The organism is Streptomyces sp. NBC_00190 (assembly GCF_036203305.1).
Lineage (GTDB): Bacteria > Actinomycetota > Actinomycetes > Streptomycetales > Streptomycetaceae > Streptomyces.
In genome coordinates this window covers 4,924,493-4,943,783 of the sequence record NZ_CP108131.1, presented here as the reverse complement: position 1 = coordinate 4,943,783, position 19,291 = coordinate 4,924,493, and the positions used below count along the sequence as shown (strand labels likewise).

At 71.7% G+C, this 19,291-nt stretch carries 21 protein-coding genes; 10 read left to right on the top strand and 11 right to left on the bottom strand.

The features are described from left to right. Positions 1-11: 11 nt before the first annotated feature. Together OG429_RS23955 and OG429_RS23950 are read right to left on the bottom strand one after the other, a co-directional pair. Positions 12-1,166 (bottom strand): adenylate/guanylate cyclase domain-containing protein, encoded by a 1,155-nt coding sequence (locus OG429_RS23955; RefSeq protein ID WP_405678826.1) that lies wholly within the window; start codon positions 1,164-1,166, stop codon positions 12-14. 151 nt (positions 1,167-1,317) lie between these two features. After that, positions 1,318-2,184, bottom strand: a complete 867-nt coding sequence (locus OG429_RS23950; RefSeq protein WP_328927316.1) for a biotin--[acetyl-CoA-carboxylase] ligase — start codon at positions 2,182-2,184, stop codon at positions 1,318-1,320. Positions 2,185-2,315: 131 nt separating this feature from the next. Here OG429_RS23950 and OG429_RS23945 point away from each other — a divergent pair, with 131 nt between their 5' ends. The 4 genes from OG429_RS23945 (at position 2,316) to OG429_RS23930 (ending at position 5,046) form a co-directional block, all read left to right on the top strand. Then, positions 2,316-3,911, top strand: a complete 1,596-nt coding sequence (locus tag OG429_RS23945; protein WP_328927315.1) for an acyl-CoA carboxylase subunit beta — start codon at positions 2,316-2,318, stop codon at positions 3,909-3,911. A 12-nt stretch (positions 3,912-3,923) separates the two neighbouring features. Continuing rightward, positions 3,924-4,133 carry an acyl-CoA carboxylase epsilon subunit gene (locus OG429_RS23940; protein ID WP_328927314.1) on the top strand — a complete coding sequence of 70 codons (210 nt, stop codon included), beginning with the start codon at positions 3,924-3,926 and terminating at the stop codon, positions 4,131-4,133. A 110-nt stretch (positions 4,134-4,243) separates the two neighbouring features. Next, positions 4,244-4,390, top strand: coding sequence for a morphogenic membrane protein MmpB (mmpB, locus tag OG429_RS23935; protein ID WP_328927313.1), 147 nt, complete (start codon positions 4,244-4,246; stop codon positions 4,388-4,390). A gap of 41 nt (positions 4,391-4,431) precedes the next feature. Further along, positions 4,432-5,046 carry a nucleoside triphosphate pyrophosphatase gene (locus OG429_RS23930; protein WP_328927312.1) on the top strand — a complete coding sequence of 205 codons (615 nt, stop codon included), beginning with the start codon at positions 4,432-4,434 and terminating at the stop codon, positions 5,044-5,046. Here the strand turns inward: OG429_RS23930 and OG429_RS23925 are convergent. Further along, positions 5,027-5,527: a hypothetical protein gene (locus tag OG429_RS23925; RefSeq protein WP_328927311.1), complete on the bottom strand. Its 501-nt coding sequence runs from the start codon at positions 5,525-5,527 to the stop codon at positions 5,027-5,029. The genes OG429_RS23930 and OG429_RS23925 overlap by 20 nt on opposite strands. Positions 5,528-5,902: 375 nt before the next feature. Here OG429_RS23925 and OG429_RS23920 point away from each other — a divergent pair, with 375 nt between their 5' ends. Next, on the top strand, positions 5,903-7,666 hold the full coding sequence (locus tag OG429_RS23920; RefSeq protein ID WP_328927310.1) for an acetyl/propionyl/methylcrotonyl-CoA carboxylase subunit alpha: 1,764 nt from the start codon (positions 5,903-5,905) through the stop codon (positions 7,664-7,666). An 81-nt stretch (positions 7,667-7,747) separates the two neighbouring features. On the opposite strand, the gene OG429_RS23915 is transcribed toward OG429_RS23920, so the two are convergent. The 4 genes from OG429_RS23915 to OG429_RS23900 form a co-directional block, all read right to left on the bottom strand. Continuing rightward, positions 7,748-7,912, bottom strand: coding sequence for a hypothetical protein (locus tag OG429_RS23915; protein ID WP_328927309.1), 165 nt, complete (start codon positions 7,910-7,912; stop codon positions 7,748-7,750). A gap of 114 nt (positions 7,913-8,026) precedes the next feature. Then, positions 8,027-8,371 carry a hypothetical protein gene (locus tag OG429_RS23910; RefSeq protein ID WP_328927308.1) on the bottom strand — a complete coding sequence of 115 codons (345 nt, stop codon included), beginning with the start codon at positions 8,369-8,371 and terminating at the stop codon, positions 8,027-8,029. Between the two features lie 13 nt (positions 8,372-8,384). Then, complete coding sequence (locus OG429_RS23905; RefSeq protein WP_328927307.1) at positions 8,385-9,344, bottom strand: DeoR/GlpR family DNA-binding transcription regulator; 960 nt, start codon at positions 9,342-9,344, stop codon at positions 8,385-8,387. Between the two features lie 165 nt (positions 9,345-9,509). Next, entirely contained in the window at positions 9,510-10,949 is a 1,440-nt protein-coding gene (locus OG429_RS23900) for an NAD(P)H-quinone dehydrogenase (RefSeq protein ID WP_328927306.1), read from the bottom strand. Between the two features lie 185 nt (positions 10,950-11,134). Between OG429_RS23900 and OG429_RS23895 the strand changes: the two genes are divergently transcribed. The 3 genes from OG429_RS23895 (at position 11,135) to OG429_RS23885 (ending at position 14,238) form a co-directional block, all read left to right on the top strand. After that, positions 11,135-11,572 (top strand): gamma-glutamylcyclotransferase, encoded by a 438-nt coding sequence (locus OG429_RS23895; RefSeq protein WP_069921661.1) that lies wholly within the window; start codon positions 11,135-11,137, stop codon positions 11,570-11,572. A 156-nt stretch (positions 11,573-11,728) separates the two neighbouring features. Continuing rightward, entirely contained in the window at positions 11,729-12,535 is an 807-nt protein-coding gene (locus OG429_RS23890; protein WP_328927305.1) for a purine-nucleoside phosphorylase, read from the top strand. Positions 12,536-12,582: 47 nt separating this feature from the next. Beyond that, the gene (locus OG429_RS23885) at positions 12,583-14,238 is read left to right on the top strand and encodes a phospho-sugar mutase (protein WP_328927304.1); all 1,656 of its coding nucleotides are present in this window, start codon (positions 12,583-12,585) and stop codon (positions 14,236-14,238) included. A gap of 93 nt (positions 14,239-14,331) precedes the next feature. On the opposite strand, the gene OG429_RS23880 is transcribed toward OG429_RS23885, so the two are convergent. From OG429_RS23880 to afsQ1, 3 genes are read right to left on the bottom strand one after another with little or no spacing between them, the layout of a single operon-like run. After that, positions 14,332-14,937, bottom strand: coding sequence for a hypothetical protein (locus OG429_RS23880; RefSeq protein WP_328930394.1), 606 nt, complete (start codon positions 14,935-14,937; stop codon positions 14,332-14,334). Further along, positions 14,930-16,417, bottom strand: coding sequence for a sensor histidine kinase (locus tag OG429_RS23875; RefSeq protein ID WP_328927303.1), 1,488 nt, complete (start codon positions 16,415-16,417; stop codon positions 14,930-14,932). The genes OG429_RS23880 and OG429_RS23875 overlap by 8 nt, the downstream gene beginning before the upstream one ends. Beyond that, positions 16,414-17,091, bottom strand: coding sequence for a two-component system response regulator AfsQ1 (gene afsQ1, locus OG429_RS23870; protein WP_063783935.1), 678 nt, complete (start codon positions 17,089-17,091; stop codon positions 16,414-16,416). Before afsQ1 ends, OG429_RS23875 begins: the two co-directional genes overlap by 4 nt. A 212-nt stretch (positions 17,092-17,303) precedes the next feature. Here afsQ1 and OG429_RS23865 point away from each other — a divergent pair, with 212 nt between their 5' ends. Next, entirely contained in the window at positions 17,304-17,999 is a 696-nt protein-coding gene (locus tag OG429_RS23865; RefSeq protein WP_328927302.1) for a SigE family RNA polymerase sigma factor, read from the top strand. A 162-nt stretch (positions 18,000-18,161) separates the two neighbouring features. Here the strand turns inward: OG429_RS23865 and OG429_RS23860 are convergent, their stop codons facing one another. Then, on the bottom strand, positions 18,162-18,869 hold the full coding sequence (locus OG429_RS23860) for a uridine kinase family protein (protein ID WP_328930393.1): 708 nt from the start codon (positions 18,867-18,869) through the stop codon (positions 18,162-18,164). A gap of 54 nt (positions 18,870-18,923) precedes the next feature. Here OG429_RS23860 and OG429_RS23855 point away from each other — a divergent pair, with 54 nt between their 5' ends. Then, a complete protein-coding gene (locus OG429_RS23855; protein WP_328927301.1) occupies positions 18,924-19,274 on the top strand; it encodes a hypothetical protein in 351 nt (116 codons plus the stop codon). Positions 19,275-19,291: the final 17 nt, after the last annotated feature.

Genomic DNA, 19,291 nt, shown 5'->3' with positions numbered 1-19,291 from the left:
GTTAACGAACGTTACCCGGGGATCTTAGGCTTCCGCCTGGTCAGCGACCAGGGCTCCACGACGCCCAGCCCGCGCACCGGACGCTGCCACATCGGCTGGAGCGCGAAGCGGTACCCGCCGCCGCCCTCCTCCGACTCGGCCTCCTTCTCGGAGACGGGTGCCGCCCCGGTCCGGCCCAGCTCCTCGGCCATCGCCCCGTCCACCAGCACCGCGTCCTTGGGGGCTATAGACGTCAGCCGGCTCGCCAGGTTCACCGTGGTCCCGAAGACGTCGCCCATCCGGGTCGTCACCGTGCCGAAGGCGATCCCGACCCGCAGCTCGGGCATCTGCGGATCGGCCTCCATCGTCTCGATGAGCCGCAGCGCGATCTCCGCCGCCGTCGCCGCGTCGTCGGCGCAGTACAGCACCTCGTCGCCGAGCGTCTTGATCAGCCGGCCGCCGTGCGCCGCCACCAGGTCCGCCGACGTCGTCTCGAAGGACTCGACCAGCTCGCCGAGCTCCTCCTCCTCCAGCCGCCGCGTCAGACGGGTGAATCCCACCAGGTCGGCGAAGCCCACCGCGAGCCGCCGGTCGACCATCTCCTCGTCGTCCGCCACCTGCACGACACGCCCGGTGGCGGCCGCCAGCTGGCGGCGCCACACGTAGACGAGGAACTCCTCCAGCTCGGGCAGGAGCAGCTCGACGAGGGGGTACGTGACCTCCGTACGGGTCATCCCCGGCTCCGGCGGCTCCGTCAGCCCCTCCAGGAACGAGTCGATCTGCCACTCCGCGAGGCGTGCCGTGGTCTGCCCGGTGGACCGCGCCACCTGCACCGCCATCGGCTCGGACAGCAGCCCGGCCTCGACCAGGCCCGCGAGCCGGCGCAGCGCCAGTACGTCCGCTTCCGTCAGGGCCTTGGCCTGGCCGATGTCCGCGAAGCCCATGGCCCGCCAGAAGCGGGAGGCGAGCTCCATCGAGACGCCGGCACTGCGGGCGGCCTGGAAGGGGGTGTACCGGCGCTCGGCGCCCAGGATCAGCTGTTCGAGCCTGATCGCGAGGGGGTCCGCCGTCGGATGGGCCGTGTGGTCCACCTCGTGCAGCGGGGTGTGCTGGTCACGCCCGATCGGCGTACCAGGACCCGTGGGCCCTGGGGCCGACGCGCTGGACGTAGAGTCGTCGACGGTCAAGGGCCGCCTCCTGTCCATTTCCGTGCGCACTGCCCTGCCGAACCGGGTGATCACCACGAGTACCGGGATCGCCTAAACCATACGGCAGGTGTGCCGTAGCTCACTCCCCCTCCCCGTTTTGCGGCTCGCTCCGTCCGGGTCCGGCCGGCCCTCAGTGCACCGACCGCAGGTGGACGACGTCCCCGGCTCCCACCGCTTCGTGCGCTCCCTCGGCCGTACGGACCACCAGGCGGCCGTCGGTATCGACCGCTTCGGCCGTTCCGGTGAGCGTGCGGCCCCCGGGCAGCTCCGCGCGGACGTGACGGCCCAGGGTCGCGCAGCCCGCCGCGTAGGTCTCCTGGAGGCCGCTGGAGGCGGGGTCGCCGCCGGCCGCGCGCCAGTTCCCGTACCACTGCTCCAGGGAGCGGAGCACGGCCCTCAGCAGCGGGTCCCGGTCGGTCACGGACGCCTTGGCCAGCGCGAGGGACCCGGCGGTCGGCACCGGCAGCTCGTCCTCGGTGAGGCTGACGTTGAGCCCGATCCCGATGACCACGCCGTCGTCGACCCGCTCGGCGAGGATCCCGCCGGTCTTGCGCTCCTCCCCGTCCACGGTGACCAGCAGGTCGTTGGGCCACTTGAGGGCGGTGTCCACGCCCGCCGCCCGCGAGAGCCCGGTCGCGGTGGCCACCCCGGCCAGCAGGGTCAGCCACCCCCACCGCTCCTGCGGCACGGCGCCGCCCGGCTTGAGCAGGACGGAGAAGAACAGCCCGGACCGGGCCGGCGCGACCCAGCTGCGGTCGAGGCGCCCGCGCCCGGCGGTCTGCTCCTCGGCGACGAGCACGGCCCCCTCGGGCAGCTGCGCCGCCCGGGCCGCGAGATCGGAATTGGTCGACCCGGTGGCGGCGACGACCTCCAGGGAGGTCCACAGCCCTTCCCCGGTGACGAGGGCCCGCTGCAGGGCCGCGGCGTTCAGGGGCGGCCGGTCCAGGTTCGACCAGCGACCGGCGGAAGCTCCAGCTGATGCATCTGATGGCGTCATGCAAGCCAATGTAGGTGTGTCAAACGCCGCACTGCCGAGCGCCATGCCCGCCGATACGCTACGCACCAGTAGCCAGCAGTAGTCATCCAATTGACCAGGCCGTTGACACCACGCAGGGAGCCGCGACCCCGATGTCACAACCGTCAGAGCCGATCGACATGCACACCACCGCGGGCAAGATCGCGGATCTGCAGCGCCGCATCGACGAAGCCACCCACGCCGGGTCCTCGCGTGCCGTGGAGAAGCAGCACGCCAAGGGCAAGCTGACGGCGCGTGAGCGGGTGGCCCTGCTGCTCGACGAAGGTTCCTTCGTCGAGCTGGACGAGTTCGCCCGGCACCGTTCCACCAACTTCGGGCTGGAGAAGACCCGCCCCTACGGCGACGGCGTCGTCACCGGCTACGGCACGGTGGACGGCCGCCCGGTGGCGGTGTTCTCGCAGGACTTCACCGTCTTCGGCGGAGCCCTCGGCGAGGTCTACGGCCAGAAGATCATCAAGGTCATGGACTTCGCGCTGAAGACCGGCTGCCCGGTCATCGGCATCAACGACTCCGGCGGCGCCCGCATCCAGGAGGGTGTCAGCGCGCTGGGCATGTACGGGGAGATCTTCCGCCGCAACGTCCACGCCTCCGGAGTCATCCCGCAGATCAGCCTCGTCGTGGGGCCCTGCGCGGGCGGCGCCGTCTACTCCCCCGCCATCACCGACTTCACGGTCATGGTCGACCAGACCTCGCACATGTTCATCACCGGCCCGGACGTCATCAAGACGGTCACCGGCGAGGACGTGGGCTTCGAGGAGCTGGGCGGGGCCCGGACGCACAACAGCACGTCCGGCGTCGCGCACCACATGGCGGGCGACGAGAAGGACGCCATCGAGTACGTGAAGTCGCTGCTCTCGTACCTGCCGTCGAACAACCTCTCCGAGCCGCCCGCGTTCCCGGAGGAGGCGGACACCGAGGCCTCCGACGCCGACCGCGAGCTCGACGTACTGATCCCGGACAGCGCGAACCAGCCGTACGACATGCACACCGTGATCGAGCACGTGCTCGACGACGCGGAGTTCCTGGAGACGCAGTCGCTCTTCGCGCCGAACATCCTGACCGGCTTCGGCCGGGTCGAGGGCCACCCGGTGGGTGTCGTCGCCAACCAGCCGATGCAGTTCGCCGGCTGCCTGGACATCGACGCCTCCGAGAAGGCGGCGCGGTTCGTCCGGACGTGCGACGCCTTCAACATCCCGGTGCTGACGTTCGTGGACGTGCCGGGCTTCCTGCCGGGCACCGACCAGGAGTACAACGGAATCATCCGGCGCGGCGCGAAGCTGATCTACGCGTACGCCGAGGCCACCGTCCCCCTGATCACCGTCATCACCCGCAAGGCCTTCGGCGGCGCGTACGACGTCATGGGCTCCAAGCACCTGGGCGCGGACCTCAACCTGGCCTGGCCGACGGCGCAGATCGCCGTCATGGGCGCGCAGGGCGCGGTCAACATCCTGCACCGCCGCGCGATCGCCGAGGCCGAGGAGGCGGGCAACGCCGAGGAGACCCGTGCGCGGCTCATCGCCGAGTACGAGGACACGCTGCTCAACCCGTACACGGCCGCCGAGCGCGGTTACATCGACGCGGTGACCATGCCGTCGGAGACGCGGGCGCACGTGGTGAAGGGGCTGCGCCAGCTCCGCACCAAGCGGGAGTCCCTGCCGCCGAAGAAGCACGGCAACATCCCCCTCTAGGAGGTCAGTCCTGTGGTGATCAAGGTCGTCAAGGGAAACCCGACCCCGGAGGAGCTGGCCGCCGCACTGGCGGTGGTCCAAGCGCGCGCGGCGGCGCTGGCATCGGCGCCGTCGGGCGCGCCGCGGGCGGCGGACGAGTGGGCGGCGCCCGCCCGGGTGGCACGGCACCGGCTGCCGCAGCCGGGGCCGCGGGCGTGGGGCCGTACGTACTGGCCCGGTTAGTCCGGCCGGCCCGGCCGGACCACGGCCGTGGCGAAGATGGTGTGAACGGGCGGTGGCGCCTGAGTACGGGTACTCAGGCGCCGCTGCCGTCCCGGGGACAGGATCGGAGCATGCTCTGGTCCGATCCCAAGAACGAGCCGCCGAAGGACATGCGCGACGCGCAGGCGATGGTCCGGCGGCTGACGGTGGTGCTGGCGCTGGCCATGCTCGTCGTGGTCTACGTACTCGGCGTGGACCACTTAGCCGACCACTTCTAGTCGGCCGACCACTTCTAGGGGTACCCCGCAGCGCCCCTACGATGGCCACCATGACTGTCGAACCGCGCTCGCTCGTCCTCGCCTCCGCCTCCCCCGCCCGGCTGAACCTGCTGCGGCAGGCAGGGCTCGCCCCGCACGTGATCGTCAGCGGCTTCGACGAGGACGCGCTGGACCACGACGAGCCGGCCGAGCTGGCGCTGGCGCTGGCCGAGGCGAAGGCGGCGGTCGTGGCGGCCCTGGGCGAGGCCTCGGGCGCGCTGGTGATCGGCTGCGACTCCGTGCTGGAGCTGGACGGCGAGGCGCTGGGCAAGCCGGCGGACGCCGAGGAGGCCATCGCGCGCTGGAAGGCGATGCGCGGGCGGTCCGGAATCCTGCGTACGGGCCACTGCGTGATCGACACGACGACCGGCCGTCAGGTGTCGGCGACGGCCTCCACGACGGTCCGGTTCGGCGAGCCGACGGACGCCGAGGTCGCGGCGTACGTGGCGAGCGGCGAGCCGCTGCACGTGGCGGGGGCGTTCACCCTGGACGGGCTGTCGGCGCCGTTCATCGAGGGCATCGACGGGGATCCCGGCAACGTGATCGGGCTGTCGCTGCCGCTGCTGCGCTCCCTGCTGGGCGAACTGGGTGTATCCATCACGGATTTGTGGGCTTGAGTCCCCCGACCGGCGGCGGGGTGTCCTGAACGCCGTCCCCCGGCCCGGATCCGGCCGCGGAGGCGGCGGATCCGGCGGAGGCGGACTCGGGCGGGGCGGCGTAGAGCATCAGGGTCAGTACGAGGAGACACAGGATCAGCGTCGTCACCGCGAAGGCGCCCCAGCCGACCAGGACGACGGCGAGGATGCCGAGCACCCCGTGGGTGACGGCCGCGGTGACGAGCACGACGTGGGCGAAGGCGCCGGGCGCCCTGTCGCGGACGGCCGCGACGGCGGCGAGCACGGCGCACAGCAGGAGGAAGGCGCCCATACCCGCCCCGAGGGCGTAGGTTGCCTTGGACATGACATCCGGATCGCTGCCCGCGATCGACATCGACTGGTTCGCGGTGGTCGTCCCCAGCACGATGTGGACGAGCACGAGCACGGCCGCTTCCGCGGCAAGTGCGATCGCGGCCAGTCCGGCCACGAGTCTGCGCAGCACGACGTCCCCACCCCTCACGCGTCCCAAGCCTGTTCGACGCCTGGAGGCTACTAACGGGTAAACGTGCGGACAAGGGGTCCGGGCCGCTTCGTTACGGGAGGGCCCCGGCGCGGCGATCAAGCAAAGAAAACGTGGGCCGTTCGTAGGGACTCGACAAAGAATCACCCGGGGCGGCTGACCGGCAAGACAGAGACCTTGGCTACATGACGGGGTTACTGTGCAGTCGGGGATCCCCCTGACTTGGGGCGCCATAAGGGTTCCCTGGTGGAGAGAGCCTCGAATCACACTCTGTGTGGGCAAGGTCACCACCGGGGAAGGGTCGAAAGGCCGTGTGGACTGTCCCTAAACTCAGCTTGTTTCAAGGAGGGAGCCATCGTGCGCAAGGTGCTCATCGCCAACCGTGGCGAAATCGCTGTCCGCGTTGCTCGGGCCTGCCGGGACGCCGGGATCGCGAGCGTAGCCGTCTACGCCGATCCGGACCGGGACGCTCTGCACGTCCGCGCGGCCGACGAAGCTTTCGCGTTGGGCGGTGACACCCCGGCCGCCAGCTACCTGGACATCTCCAAGGTCCTCCAGGCCGCAGCCGATTCTGGCGCGGACGCCATCCATCCCGGATACGGGTTCCTGTCCGAGAACGCCGACTTCGCGCAGGCCGTCATCGACGCGGGCCTGACCTGGATCGGCCCGCCGCCGCAGGCCATCCGCGATCTGGGTGACAAGGTCGCCGCCCGTCACATCGCCCAGCGCGCCGGTGCGCCGCTGGTCGCCGGTACGCCGGACCCGGTCTCCGGGGCCGACGAGGTCATCGCGTTCGCCAAGGAGCACGGCCTGCCGATCGCCATCAAGGCGGCCTTCGGCGGTGGCGGCCGCGGCCTCAAGGTCGCCCGCAGCCTCGAAGAGGTGCCGGAGCTCTACGACTCCGCCGTCCGTGAGGCCGTCGCCGCCTTCGGCCGCGGCGAGTGCTTCGTCGAGCGCTACCTCGACAAGCCCCGCCACGTCGAGACCCAGTGCCTCGCCGACAGCCACGGCAACGTCGTCGTCGTCTCCACCCGTGACTGCTCGCTGCAGCGCCGCCACCAGAAGCTGGTGGAGGAGGCTCCCGCGCCGTTCCTGTCCGAGGCGCAGAACGCCGAGCTGTACGCCGCCTCGAAGGCGATCCTGAAGGAAGCCGGCTACGTCGGCGCCGGCACGGTCGAGTTCCTGGTCTCCGCGGACGGCCTGATCTCCTTCCTGGAGGTCAACACCCGCCTCCAGGTCGAGCACCCGGTCACCGAAGAGGTCGCCGGCATCGACCTGGTGCGCGAGATGTTCCGCATCGCCGACGGCGAGGAGCTCGGCTACGGGGACCCGGTCCTGCGCGGTCACTCGTTCGAGTTCCGCATCAACGGCGAGGACCCGGGCCGCGGCTTCCTCCCGGCCCCCGGCACGGTGACGAAGTTCGCCGCCCCGACGGGTCCGGGCGTCCGCCTCGACACGGGCGTCGAGTCCGGCTCGGTCATCGGCCCGGCCTGGGACTCGCTGCTCGCCAAGCTGATCGTCACGGGTGCCACCCGCGAGCAGGCCCTGCAGCGCGCCGCGCGTGCGCTGGCCGAGTTCGAGGTGGAGGGCATGGCCACGGCCATCCCGTTCCACCGCGCGGTCGTCACGGACCCCGCCTTCGCCCCGACGGACGGCAGCCCGTTCACGGTCTACACCCGCTGGATCGAGACCGAGTTCGTCAACGAGATCCCGGCGTTCGCGGCTCCGGCCGCGGAGGACACCGAGGACGAGCCGGGCCGCGAGACGGTGGTCGTCGAGGTCGGCGGCAAGCGCCTGGAGGTCTCGCTCCCGTCGTCCCTGGGCATGACCCTGGCCCGTACGGCGGCGGCAGGCGGTGCCAAGCCCAAGCGGCGCGCGGCCAAGAAGTCCGGCCCGGCCGCCTCCGGCGACACCCTCGCCTCCCCGATGCAGGGCACGATCGTCAAGGTCGCGGTCGAGGAGGGCCAGCAGGTCACCGAGGGCGAACTGGTCGTCGTACTCGAAGCCATGAAGATGGAGCAGCCGCTCAACGCGCACCGCTCCGGCACCATCGTCGGCCTCACGGCCGAGGTCGGCGCCTCGCTCACCTCTGGCGCGACGATCTGCGAGATCAAGGACTGACGTCCGCGGCCCGCACGACGCAATCGGCCCCCAGGACCCGTTCGGGTCCTGGGGGCCGACGTCATGTGCGGCGCCCGGCGGCTACCAGGTGCCGGGCGGTGCCTCCCAGCTCTTCAGCGGGGGTTCGAACCCACCGTCGGTGCGGTCGGTGCGGCCCTTGAAGGTGAAGGCCGCGCTGCCTCCGGCGTAGTAGTTGTACGTGATCGCGATGTCGTCGCGACCGTCCTTGTTGATGTCGCCGGACACCGGCATCGTTGATGTCGCCGGACACCGGCATCCCGGTGTTCTCCAGGTACCAGGACTGCTCCGGGCTGCTCCAGCTCTGGACTTCCTCGTTGACCCCGCCGTCGGGCTTTCCGGTCAGGGTGTACACGGCCGAGCGGCCGTTGTCGAACCTGTAGACGATGGCGGCGTCGGCTCGGCCGTCGCCGTTGTGGTCGCCCGAGTGAGCTTGCTCCTGTTGCAGTCCCAGATGCCCGCGGCACGGTTCCAGGAACGCACCGGCGCCGCGAAGCCGCCGTCGGCCTTGCCGAGCAGCGTGTACATCTCGACGGATCCGTTGCCGTGGCCGTACAGGGCGAGCATGTCGTCCCGGCCGTCCCCGTTGAAGTCACCGGTGACGTGCTTGGACTCGTTCCAGCACCAGTTGCCGTTGCCGGACTTCCAGCTGCCGAAGGAGGCGTTGAACGTGGCGTCCGCCTTCACGAGGAAGGGGTGATCACCCCTGCTGCCGCCGCCGCATGTCCGCCACCCTCGCCCGCTCCCGCTCCCCCGGGTCCGACAGCGGCGAGGCGCTGCGGAGCTGGGCCGGCGGGCCGCCCCGGCGCTGGACCGGCAGGGGGGAGTCCCGGCGCGGGCGGCGGCCCGCCATGCCGTCACCGCCGACGGAGACACCACCACCACCGGCCACGGTGATCTGGACGCCCTGGTCCGCCAGGGCCTGGAGCTCCGTGGCCGCCCGATCGTCGTGCGGCGGGGGCTCGTCCGTCACCAGGCGGGTCATCACATCGGTCGGCACCGTCTGGAACATGGTGTCCGTGCCGAGCTTCGTGTGGTCGGCCAGGACGACGACCTCCGCGGCCGCCTGGACCAGCGCCCGGTCCACGCTCGCGCTGAGCATGTTGGACGTGGACAGCCCGCGCTCGGCGGTCAGGCCGCTGCCCGACAGGAAGGCGCGGGAGACCCGCAGCCCCTGGAGGGACTGCTCGGCACCGCTGCCGACGAGGGCGTAGTTGGACCCGCGCAGGGTGCCGCCGGTCATCACCACCTCCACCCGGTTCGCGTGCGCCAGCGCCTGGGCGACCAGCAGCGAGTTGGTGACGACGGTCAGGCCGGGCACCCGGGCGAGCCGGCGCGCCAGCTCCTGGGTCGTGGTGCCCGCGCCGACAACGACGGCCTCACCCTCTTCGACGAGGGAGGCCGCGACATCGGCGATGGCGGTCTTCTCCGCCGTCGCGAGATGGGATTTTTGCGGAAAGCCGGACTCCCGCGTGAAACCGCCCGGCAAGACCGCACCGCCGTGCCGGCGGTCGAGGAGTCCTTCTGCCTCCAGCGCCCGCACGTCCCGCCGTACGGTCACTTCGGAGGTCTGGACTACGCGGGCGAGCTCCCGGAGCGAAACCGCTCCGTTGGCCCGCACCATTTCGAGGATCAATTGACGACGTTCTGCAGCGAACACGAAACTGACAGTAACCCCAACGACCGTCTGCTTTCAGCTCCTTGCACCGGAATACCGAAGTTGTCCGTACGGCGGGGCGACTAGTGGTATACGCGGTCGGTTGGTTGCGTGAACGACCGGCCACGGGACGGCGCCCCGCCCCAAACTCCTTACAGCATGCGGCCGTTACGCCTCTCCGGCGGCCTTCCGCGTGTGCAGCTGCCGCGCCACCTCGGCGATCGAACCCGACAGCGAGGGGTACACGGTGAACGCGTTTGCGATCTGCTCGACCGTCAGATTGTTGTCGACCGCGATCGAGATGGGGTGGATCAGCTCGCTCGCGCGCGGGGAGACGACCACACCGCCGACGACGATGCCGGTGCCCGGGCGGCAGAACAGCTTCACGAAGCCGTCCCGGATGCCCTGCATCTTGGCGCGCGGGTTGCGCAGCAGCGGGAGCTTCACCACGCGGGCGTCGATCTTGCCGGAGTCCACGTCGGCCTGGGTGTAGCCGACGGTGGCGATCTCCGGGTCGGTGAAGACGTTCGAGGACACCGTCTTCAGGTTCAGCGGGGCCACCGCGTCGCCGAGGAAGTGGTACATCGCGATGCGGCCCTGCATCGCCGCGACGGACGCGAGGGCGAAGACGCCGGTGACGTCGCCGGCCGCGTAGACGCCGGGCGAGGAGGTGCGCGACACCTTGTCGGTCCAGATGTGCCCGGACTCCTTGAGCCGCACCCCGGACTCCTCCAGGTTCATCCCGGAGGTGTTCGGCACCGCGCCGACCGCCATCAGGCAGTGCGTGCCGCTCAGCACCCGGCCGTCGGCGAGGGTGACCTCGACCCGGTCGCCGACGCGCTTGGCGGACTCGGCGCGGGAGCGGCCGATGACGTTCATGCCGCGGCGCCGGAACACGTCCTCCAGGACGGCGGCCGCGTCGGGGTCCTCACCCGGCAGCACGCGGTCGCGGGAGGAGACCAGCGTCACCCGGGAGCCGAGGGCCTGGTACGCGCCGGCGAACTCGGCGCCGGTCACGCCGGAGCCGACCACGATGAGCTCCTCGGGGAGCTCGTCCAGGTCGTAGACCTGGGTCCAGTTCAGGATCCGCTCGCCGTCGGGCATGGCGTCCGGGATCTCGCGGGGGTGCCCGCCGGTCGCGATCAGCACGGCGTCCGCGGTCAGGATCGTCTCGGAGCCGTCGGCGGCCGTGACGATGACGTCCCGGGTGCCGTCGATGCCCTGGGGGCCGCCGAGCTTGCCGCGGCCCCGTACGACGCGGGCGCCGGCCCGGGTGACGGAGGCGGTGATGTCGTGCGACTGGGCGAGCGCCAGGCGCTTGACGCGCCGGTTCACCTTGCCGAGGTCCACGCCGACGACACGCGCGGCCTGCTCCAGCGGCGGGGTGTCGTCCGCGACGACGATGCCGAGCTCCTCGTACGAGGAGTCGAAGGTCGTCATGACCTCGGCGGTCGCGATGAGAGTCTTGGAGGGCACGCAGTCGGTCAGCACCGACGCGCCACCCAGACCGTCGCAGTCGACGACGGTCACCTCCGCGCCGAGCTGGGCCCCCACGAGGGCCGCCTCATACCCGCCGGGTCCGCCGCCGATGATCACGATCCGGGTCACGAAAACTCCGCCTCACGTCTACCCGGCCGGCTGCCGCCCCGGCCGGGGCTTCCGGGGGGTCTCCCCGGGGGATGCATTCCGTGCCCCATTGTCCCGCACGCTTCAAGGTGCTTCGCGCCCGGTCCCTCCATCCGGGCACCGGCCGGGCACGCCGTGATCGCCGACCCTCCCGTACTCTCGGACTCATGTCGCTCTACGCCGCGTACGCCGGCAACCTCGACCCGCGGCTGATGACGCGCCGTGCTCCCCATTCGCCGCTGCGCGGAACGGGCTGGATCAACGACTGGCGGCTGACCTTCGGCGGCGAGCAGATGGGCTGGGAGGGCGCACTCGCCACGATCGTCGAAGCCCCGCGCCACCAGGTCTTCGTCGCCCTGTACGACATCGCGCCGCTGGACGAGGACTCGATGGACCGCTGGGAGGGCGTCGGGCTCGACATCTACCGCCGGATGCGTGTGCGCGTGCACACACTGGACGGCGAGGAGGCGGCCTGGGTGTACGTCCTCAACGGCTACGAGGGCGGGCTGCCCTCGGCGCGCTACCTGGGCGAGATCGCCGACGCGGCCGAGTCCGCGGGCGCCCCGCACGACTATGTGATGGAACTCCGCAAGCGGCCCTGCTGAGCCCTGCCCGGGCCTCGCCCGGGCCCTTGCCCGGTCCTGCCCGGGCCCACGCCAGGTCCCGCGGGGACGATTCGGCGGAAACGACAAGGCAACGATCCGAACACCGTGACCTGCGCCATCTACGCGCGTAGGCAATGAGCGGCTACGCTCTTCCGCGTGAACGCATCTGTTACCGACCCCTTCGCCGACGCCACCGCCGCAGCCGCCCGTCTGCGTGAGCTGACCGGCGCCGAATCCCACGATGTCGCCCTCGTCATGGGCTCCGGCTGGGCCCCCGCCGCAGAGGCGCTCGGCGCCCCCGAGGCCGAGTTCCCGGTCACCGAGCTGCCCGGCTTCCCGCCGCCCGCGGTCGAGGGCCACGGCGGCAAGATCCGCTCGTACAAGATCGGCGACAAGCGCGCGCTGCTCTTCCTCGGCCGGACCCACTACTACGAGGGCCGCGGCGTCGCCGCCGTCGCCCACGGCGTGCGCACCGCCGTCGCCGCCGGCTGCAAGACCGTGGTCCTCACCAACGGCTGCGGCGGCCTGCGCGAGGGCATGAAGCCCGGCCAGCCCGTCCTGATCAGCGACCACCTCAACCTGACGGCCACCTCGCCGATCGTCGGCGCGAACTTCGTGGACCTCACCGACCTCTACTCGCCGCGCCTGCGCGCGCTGTGCAAGGAGATCGACGAGACCCTCGAAGAGGGCGTCTACGTGCAGTTCCCCGGCCCGCACTACGAGACCCCGGCCGAGATCAACATGATCCGCGTCATGGGCGCCGACCTGGTCGGCATGTCCACCGTGCTGGAGGCCATCGCCGCTCGCGAGGCCGGCGCCGAGGTGCTGGGCATCTCCCTGGTCACCAACCTGGCGGCGGGCATCTCCGGCGAGCCGCTGAACCACGAAGAGGTGCTCCAGGCCGGCCGTGACTCGGCCGCGCGCATGGGCAAGCTGCTGACCCAGGTCCTCGCCCGCATCTGAGTGACCGTACGAGAGGCCCCAGAGGTACGAGAGGTAAGGCGGAAGCAGTGCAGGAACAGGACGACCTGATCACCCGGGCCCAGGCCTGGCTGGCGGAGGACCCCGACCCGGAGACGGCGGACGAGCTCGCCCGGCTCATCGAGGCCGGCGACACGGCGGACCTCGCGGACCGCTTCTCCGGCACGCTCCAGTTCGGCACCGCCGGACTGCGCGGCGAGCTGGGCGCGGGCCCGATGCGGATGAACCGTGCCGTGGTCATCCGGGCCGCGGCGGGCCTTGCGGCCTACCTGAAGGCCCAGGGTCACACCGGCGGCCTGGTCGTCGTCGGCTACGACGCGCGCTACAAGTCCGCCGACTTCGCCCGCGACACCGCGGCCGTGATGACCGGCGCCGGGCTGCGCGCGGCCGTCCTGCCCCGTCCGCTGCCGACGCCGGTCCTCGCGTACGCCATAAGGCACCTGGGTGCCGTCGCCGGCGTCGAGGTCACCGCGAGCCACAACCCGCCCCGGGACAACGGCTACAAGGTCTATCTCGGCGACGGCTCGCAGATCGTCTCCCCGGCGGACACCGAGATCGCGGCGCAGATCGCGGCGATCGGGGCGCTGTCGGACGTACCCCGCCCGACGGACGGCTGGCTGCAGCTCGACGAGGAGGTCCTGGAGGCCTACCTCACCCGCACGGACTCCGTCCTGACCCCGGGATCCCCCCGGGGCGTGCGGACCGTCTACACGGCCATGCACGGCGTCGGCAAGGAGGTCGTCATGGCGGCCTTCGCCCGGCACGGCTTCCCGGAGCCGGTCCTGGTGGCCGAGCAGGCCGAGCCGGACCCGGCCTTCCCGACGGTGGCCTTCCCCAACCCGGAGGAGCCGGGCGCGATGGACCTGGCCTTCGCGAAGGCGGCGGAGGCCGGACCGGACATCGTGATCGCCAACGACCCGGACGCGGACCGCTGCGCGGTGGCCGTCCCGGACGATTCCGCCGCCTCCGGCTGGCGGATGCTGCGCGGTGACGAGGTCGGCGCCCTGCTGGCGGCCCACCTGGTGCACAAGGGCGCTCGCGGCGTCTTCGCGGAGTCCATCGTCTCCTCCTCCCTGCTGGGGCGGATCGCGGAGGCGGCGGGCGTCGGCCACGAGGAGACCCTCACGGGCTTCAAGTGGATCGCCCGCGTGGAGGGCCTGCGCTACGGCTACGAGGAGGCGCTCGGCTACTGCGTGGACCCCGAGGGCGTCCGTGACAAGGACGGCGTCACCGCCGCCCTGCTGGTGGCGGAGCTGGCCTCGGAGCTCAAGGAGCAGGGCCGTACCCTGACCGACCTGCTGGACGACCTGGCAATGGCCCACGGCCTGCACGCCACCGACCAGCTGTCGGTCCGCGTCTCGGACCTGTCGGTCATCGCCTCGGCGATGGCCGCGCTCCGCGCCGAGCCCCCGACCTCCCTCGCGGGCCTGCGCGTGGTCTCGGCCGAGGACCTGAACCAGGGCACGGAGTCCCTCCCGCCGACGGACGGACTGCGCTACTACCTGGACGGCGCCTACAAGGCCCGGGTGATCGTCCGCCCGTCGGGCACGGAGCCGAAGCTGAAGTGCTACCTGGAGGTCGTGGTCCCGGTGCCCGAGGCCTCCGACCTGTCTGCGGCCCGCGCCCGCGGCCAGGAAATCCTGGACGCGATCAAGAAGGACCTGGCCGCGGCCGCGGGCATCTAGCCCGCCCGGTACGGTGACGGCCCCCCGAGCTCCGGCTCGGGGGGCCGTCACCGTCTCCGGGGCCCGCCGGGGCCGCGCCGTGCGAACGGTGCGTCAGGAAGGGGTGGGGCGGACGACGTCGCCCAGGGTCGGGATCGACTCCGGGCGCGAGCGGACCGCGTCCGTGCACTCCCACTTCCGCGGTGGATCGGCGTCCGGGCCGCCCAGGACCACCGGTCCCGGGCCCGCCGACACGGCTTCGCTGCCCGCCAGCGTGCACACGATCTGCGACAGGGCCACCGGCGGCAGGTCCTCCGGCTTGCGGCTCAGCCGGACCGTGCCGGCCGGGTCACCGGTCCTCGGCGCGACCGCCGTCAGCCCCGAGGGGACCCCGGTCGTGAAGCCTGCGTCCCGCTCCTCCGCGCTCGGCGTCCGCTCCAGCGCCTCCAGCAGCGCCTGCGCGACGAGCGCCACCGGGTCCTTCAGCACCCTCTTCTCCGGTATCGGGACGATCCGCTCCACGCCCACCAGCTGCGATCCGCAGACCAGTTCCACCGTGGCCCGGAAGCCCTGCACCCCGCTCTGCCCGCTCGGCTGCGCCGGGGTGTCGCACGACACCCGCGAGGGCGCCGGGCCCACGTCCACGGGCACGGTGGTCGCCCTGATCCCGCACCCCGAGACGGCGAGCAGCACCATCGCCACCGGCAGCGCCCTACGCATCCTGATCACCCGCGATCACCTTCCCCACATCCATCGGCAGCCGCAGGGTGAACAGCGCCCCGGCCCCGGCCACGTTGGCGGCGGTGATGTCACCGCCGTGGATGTGCGCGTTCTCCATCGCGATCGACAGGCCCAGCCCGCTGCCGTCCGACTTCGGCCGCGACGCGCTCGCCTTGTAGAACCGGTCGAAGACGTGCGGCAGGACGTCCTCGGGAATGCCCGGGCCGTTGTCCTGCACCGCGATCACCAGCCACTCCCCCTCCACCGTGACCGACACCCGCACCGGCGAGCCGCCGTGCTTGAGCGCGTTGCCGATCAGGTTGGCGAGGATCACGTCGAGGCGGCGCGGGTCGAGGCGGGCCACGATGCCCCGCTCGGCGTCGAGTTCGACCGCGTCGAGCCAGGCCCGGGCGTCGATGCAGGCGGTGACCTGGTCGGCGACGTTCACGTCGTCCAGCACCAGCCTGGCCGTACCCGCGTCGAAGCGGGTGACCTCCATCAGGTTCTCCACGAGGTCGTTCAGGCGGCGCGTCTCGCTGACGACCAGCGCCACCGCTGGTGCGATCATCGGATCGAGGTCGTCGACCTCTTCCTCCAGCACCTCGGCGACCGCCGTCAACGCCGTCAGCGGCGTGCGCAGTTCGTGCGACATGTCCGCGACGAAGCGCCGGCTCGACTCCTCCCGCGCGCTCATGTCGGCGACCTTCTTCTCCAGCGCCTCGGCCGTCTTGTTGAAGGTGTGCGACAGGTCGGCGAGTTCGTCCGTACCCGACACGTCGAGGCGGTGGTCCAGCTCGCCCTCGCCGAGCCGCCGCGCCGCGTCCCCGAGCCGTTGCACGGGCTTGAGCACGGTACGGGCCGCGGCCTGCGCCAGCAGAGCGGAGCCGAGCAGCGCGAGACCGGTGGCGATGGTCAGCGACCAGCCGAGCGCGTTCAGGTCGTCCCGCTCCTGCGCGAGCGACTTGTACATGTAGCCGGTCGGCCCGCCGCCCACGATCCGGGTGCCGCCGACCAGGTACGGATTGCCGTGCGGCTTCGTCCGCTGCCAGTACACGTGGTACTCGGCGTCGTTCGCCGCCGTCGTCTTCTGCCGGTCGTTGACAGCGTTCTGCAGGGACTTCGGTACGTCGCCCAGCCCGAAGGTGTCGGGACCCGCGGCCCCGGCCACCTGGCGGTGGTCGCCCAGCTCCTGCACCAGCAGCACGCTGTACCCGGGGCTGCTGCCCGCCATCAGCTCGGCGGTGCGCTGCATCTCCGCGGGGGTCGGGTCGGCGGGCAGTGCCGCGGCCCGGTTCTGCATCTCCTGCCGGAAGTCGCCGAGTGCGGCCTCCTGGACACGGGTGAGGACGGCCTCCCGGTTGAGCCAGTACGCGATCCCGGACGCGGAGACCGCGGCCGTGAGCGCGACGAGCGCGAACACCACGAGGAGCCGCAGCCGCAGGCTGGTCCAGCGCCGGCCCGCGAACAGAGGTCTGATCACTGCGGGGAGTCCAGCCGGTAGCCGACACCCCGGACGGTACGGATCAAGGTCGGGGAGGAAGGCACTTCCTCGACCTTGGCACGCAGCCGCTGCACGCAGGCGTCGACGAGCCGCGAGTCGCCCAGGTAGTCGTGCTCCCAGACGAGCCGGAGCAACTGCTGGCGGGAGAGCGCCTGTCCGGGACGGCGGCTCAGCTCCAGCAGCAGCCGCAGCTCGGTCGGGGTGAGCTGGAGGTCCTCGCCGTTCTTCGTCACCGTCATCGCGGCGCGGTCGATGACGAGGGAGCCGAAGCTCGCGGAGTCGCTGGACTCGCGCTCACCGCGGCGCAGCACGGCACGGATGCGGGCGTCGAGGACCCGCCCCTGCACGGGCTTGACCACGTAGTCGTCGGCCCCGGACTCCAGGCCCACGACCACGTCGATGTCGTCACTGCGCGCGGTGAGCAGGATGATCGGCAGCTGGTCGGTGCGCCGGATGCGCCGGCACACCTCGAAACCGTCGATCCCGGGCAGCATCACGTCCAGCACGATCAGGTCCGGCCGCTGCTCGCGCAGCAGCTTCAGGCCGTCCTCGCCCGTCGCCGCGGTGGCCACACGGTGGCCCTGGCGAGACAGGGAGAGTTCGAGGGCCGTGCGGATGGCGTCGTCGTCCTCGATCAGCAACAGGAAAGGCACGGGCTCATTCTGTCCCATCGACCGACGGGAGTTCGACCGTCCGGGGTACGGGATCTCGTCGCGTCCTCGCCTCGCCCTCGTAGGAGTGACGCCGAGATCGCTGTGACAGGCCTGTGACAGTCGACGGACACCCCGGTTAAGTCGGCCGGGCAGTCTTCTATCAGCAACCGAACACGACGGACCGAAGCAGACTCCACGACGGGGGGCGCGAGATGAACACGCTGCACAGCACCACCACCAGCGCGGTTGTCACGCGGCTGCACGATGTGAACCGCCGGGCGGGTGTCCGTAAGGTTGCGGTCACCCGTCCCCGGCCGGCACACGTCGTAGCCATTGACGCAAACCAGTACCGGGCGGTTCCCGCACAGGGCACGCCGTCCTCCACGTCCGAGGCCGAGTTCACGGCGTACGTCCAGGAGCGGCGGGCAGCGCTGTACGCGACGGCCTTCCACCTCACCGGCGACCGCCACGAGGCCGAGGACCTGCTGCAGAGCGCGCTGTTCTCCACGTACCGCGCCTGGGACCGGATCAGCGACAAGGCGGCCGTGGGCGGGTACCTGCGCCGCACGATGACGAACCTGCACATCAGCGCGTGGCGTCGGCGGAAGCTGAACGAGTACCCGACGGAAGAGCTGCCGGAGACGGCCTCGGACACGGACGCGATGGGCGGCACGGAGCTGCGCGCGGTGCTGTGGCAGGCGCTGGCCCGGATCCCGGAGCCGCAGCGCACGATGCTGGTGCTGCGGTACTACGAGGGCCGGACGGACCCGGAGATCGCGGAGATCCTCGGGATCAGCGTCGGCACGGTGAAGTCGAGCATCTGGCGGTCGCTGCGGCGCATGCGGGACGACGAGGCGCTGAGCTTCGGCCGCGACGAGGCGGAGTCCTTCGAGGAACTCGTCGCGTAACGCGGCACCGACAAAGAGCCATCGGGCCAGGGGGCCCGTCCTACGGGGGTGGGGCGGGGGCCGCGGGGGGAAAAGGCGGGATCAGGCGGCCGGGGGTCCGCGTGATCCCGCCTTTTCGCGTGCGCGGCGTGCCCGGGGATGTCGCCGCGGCGAAATCCCCGGTTACGCCGGAGCGGCGGCGCGGTGGCGGCCCGCCGCGGCGGCGGCCAGGCGGCCGAGGGCCTCGTCACGGCCACAGGCGTGCGCGCCGAGCCCGACGTGCCGGGCCACGATGCCCCGCTCGGCCCGCATCAGGCGAAAACCCCTGCGCAGCAGGAAGGGGACGGACTTGCGCCCCTCCCGCAGGTCACGGGCCAGGCGCCGCCGGAAGGTGGTCGAGGGCCGCCCCCGCAGGCAGATCGCGTCGGCCAGCAGCCCCAGCTCCTGGCAGCGCGCCGCGATGTCGGCGGCGAAGATCCCCTCCGCGATGAACAGCGGGGTCCGCGGCGACCGCGAGATGTCCAGGGTCTCGGTCCCGGTCCGCGAGGACGTGGCGATGTCGTACACCGGCACCTCCGTCCGCCCGGCCGCGCACAGTTCCGCGATCGCGGCGACGGCCGCCTGCGCGTCCCAGGATCCCGGGGAGTCCCAGTCGATGTCGGAGCTGCCTTCGACCAGCGGGAGGGTGGGGTCGGCGCCCTCCTTGTAGAAGTCGTCGAGGCGCAGCACCGGCAGCCCGGACCGGGCGGCCAGTACGGATTTTCCGGAGCCCGACGGACCGGTCAGAAGGACGACGCGGGTCGGTGAAGGAGAAGAACAGCTCACGGGACACCAGTCTGAACCATTCCCCCGGGTAGGGGATCCTCCCGGTGGCCGGTTGGTATCCAGGATCACACCTCAACTACGCTGCGTGCGCACGCGACTACGACCACAGGCGGGAATCCCATGGCACGTCACGCAGCCCCCTCCGCACCGCACCGGCTCCGCAGCGCCGGGCTGGCGGTCTCGATGGCCGGCGCGGCCCTCGCGATGGCCGCCGGCGGCGCGCAGGCCGGTGAACTCGATGTCCCGGCGGCCCTCGCCGGGGTCACCGACCCGATCTCGAACCTCAAGGTGAATCCGCTCGCCCACACGGGCGTGGACCCGCTGGACAACGGCGTCGCCACGAAGGTCGCGGACTTCCCGGCGGTCGGTACGGGCATGGTCACCGGCGTCCTGACGCAGGGGCCCTCCGTCGGCGAGCTGCCCACGGCCGCCGTCACCTCGCTGCTGGGGCCGGTGCTCCCCAAGGCGTAGGCGGGCACGGGAAGGCC

Coding starts and splice junctions, on each gene's coding strand:
- OG429_RS23950 (WP_328927316.1), bottom strand. CDS start 2,184: ATGACGCCATCAGATGCATCAGCTGGAGCTTCCGCCGGTCGCTGGTCG.
- OG429_RS23945 (WP_328927315.1), top strand. CDS start 2,316: ATGTCACAACCGTCAGAGCCGATCGACATGCACACCACCGCGGGCAAG.
- mmpB (WP_328927313.1), top strand. CDS start 4,244: ATGCTCTGGTCCGATCCCAAGAACGAGCCGCCGAAGGACATGCGCGAC.
- OG429_RS23930 (WP_328927312.1), top strand. CDS start 4,432: ATGGCCACCATGACTGTCGAACCGCGCTCGCTCGTCCTCGCCTCCGCC.
- OG429_RS23895 (WP_069921661.1), top strand. CDS start 11,135: ATGTCGCTCTACGCCGCGTACGCCGGCAACCTCGACCCGCGGCTGATG.
- OG429_RS23880 (WP_328930394.1), bottom strand. CDS start 14,937: ATGCGTAGGGCGCTGCCGGTGGCGATGGTGCTGCTCGCCGTCTCGGGG.
- OG429_RS23865 (WP_328927302.1), top strand. CDS start 17,304: ATGAACACGCTGCACAGCACCACCACCAGCGCGGTTGTCACGCGGCTG.
- OG429_RS23855 (WP_328927301.1), top strand. CDS start 18,924: ATGGCACGTCACGCAGCCCCCTCCGCACCGCACCGGCTCCGCAGCGCC.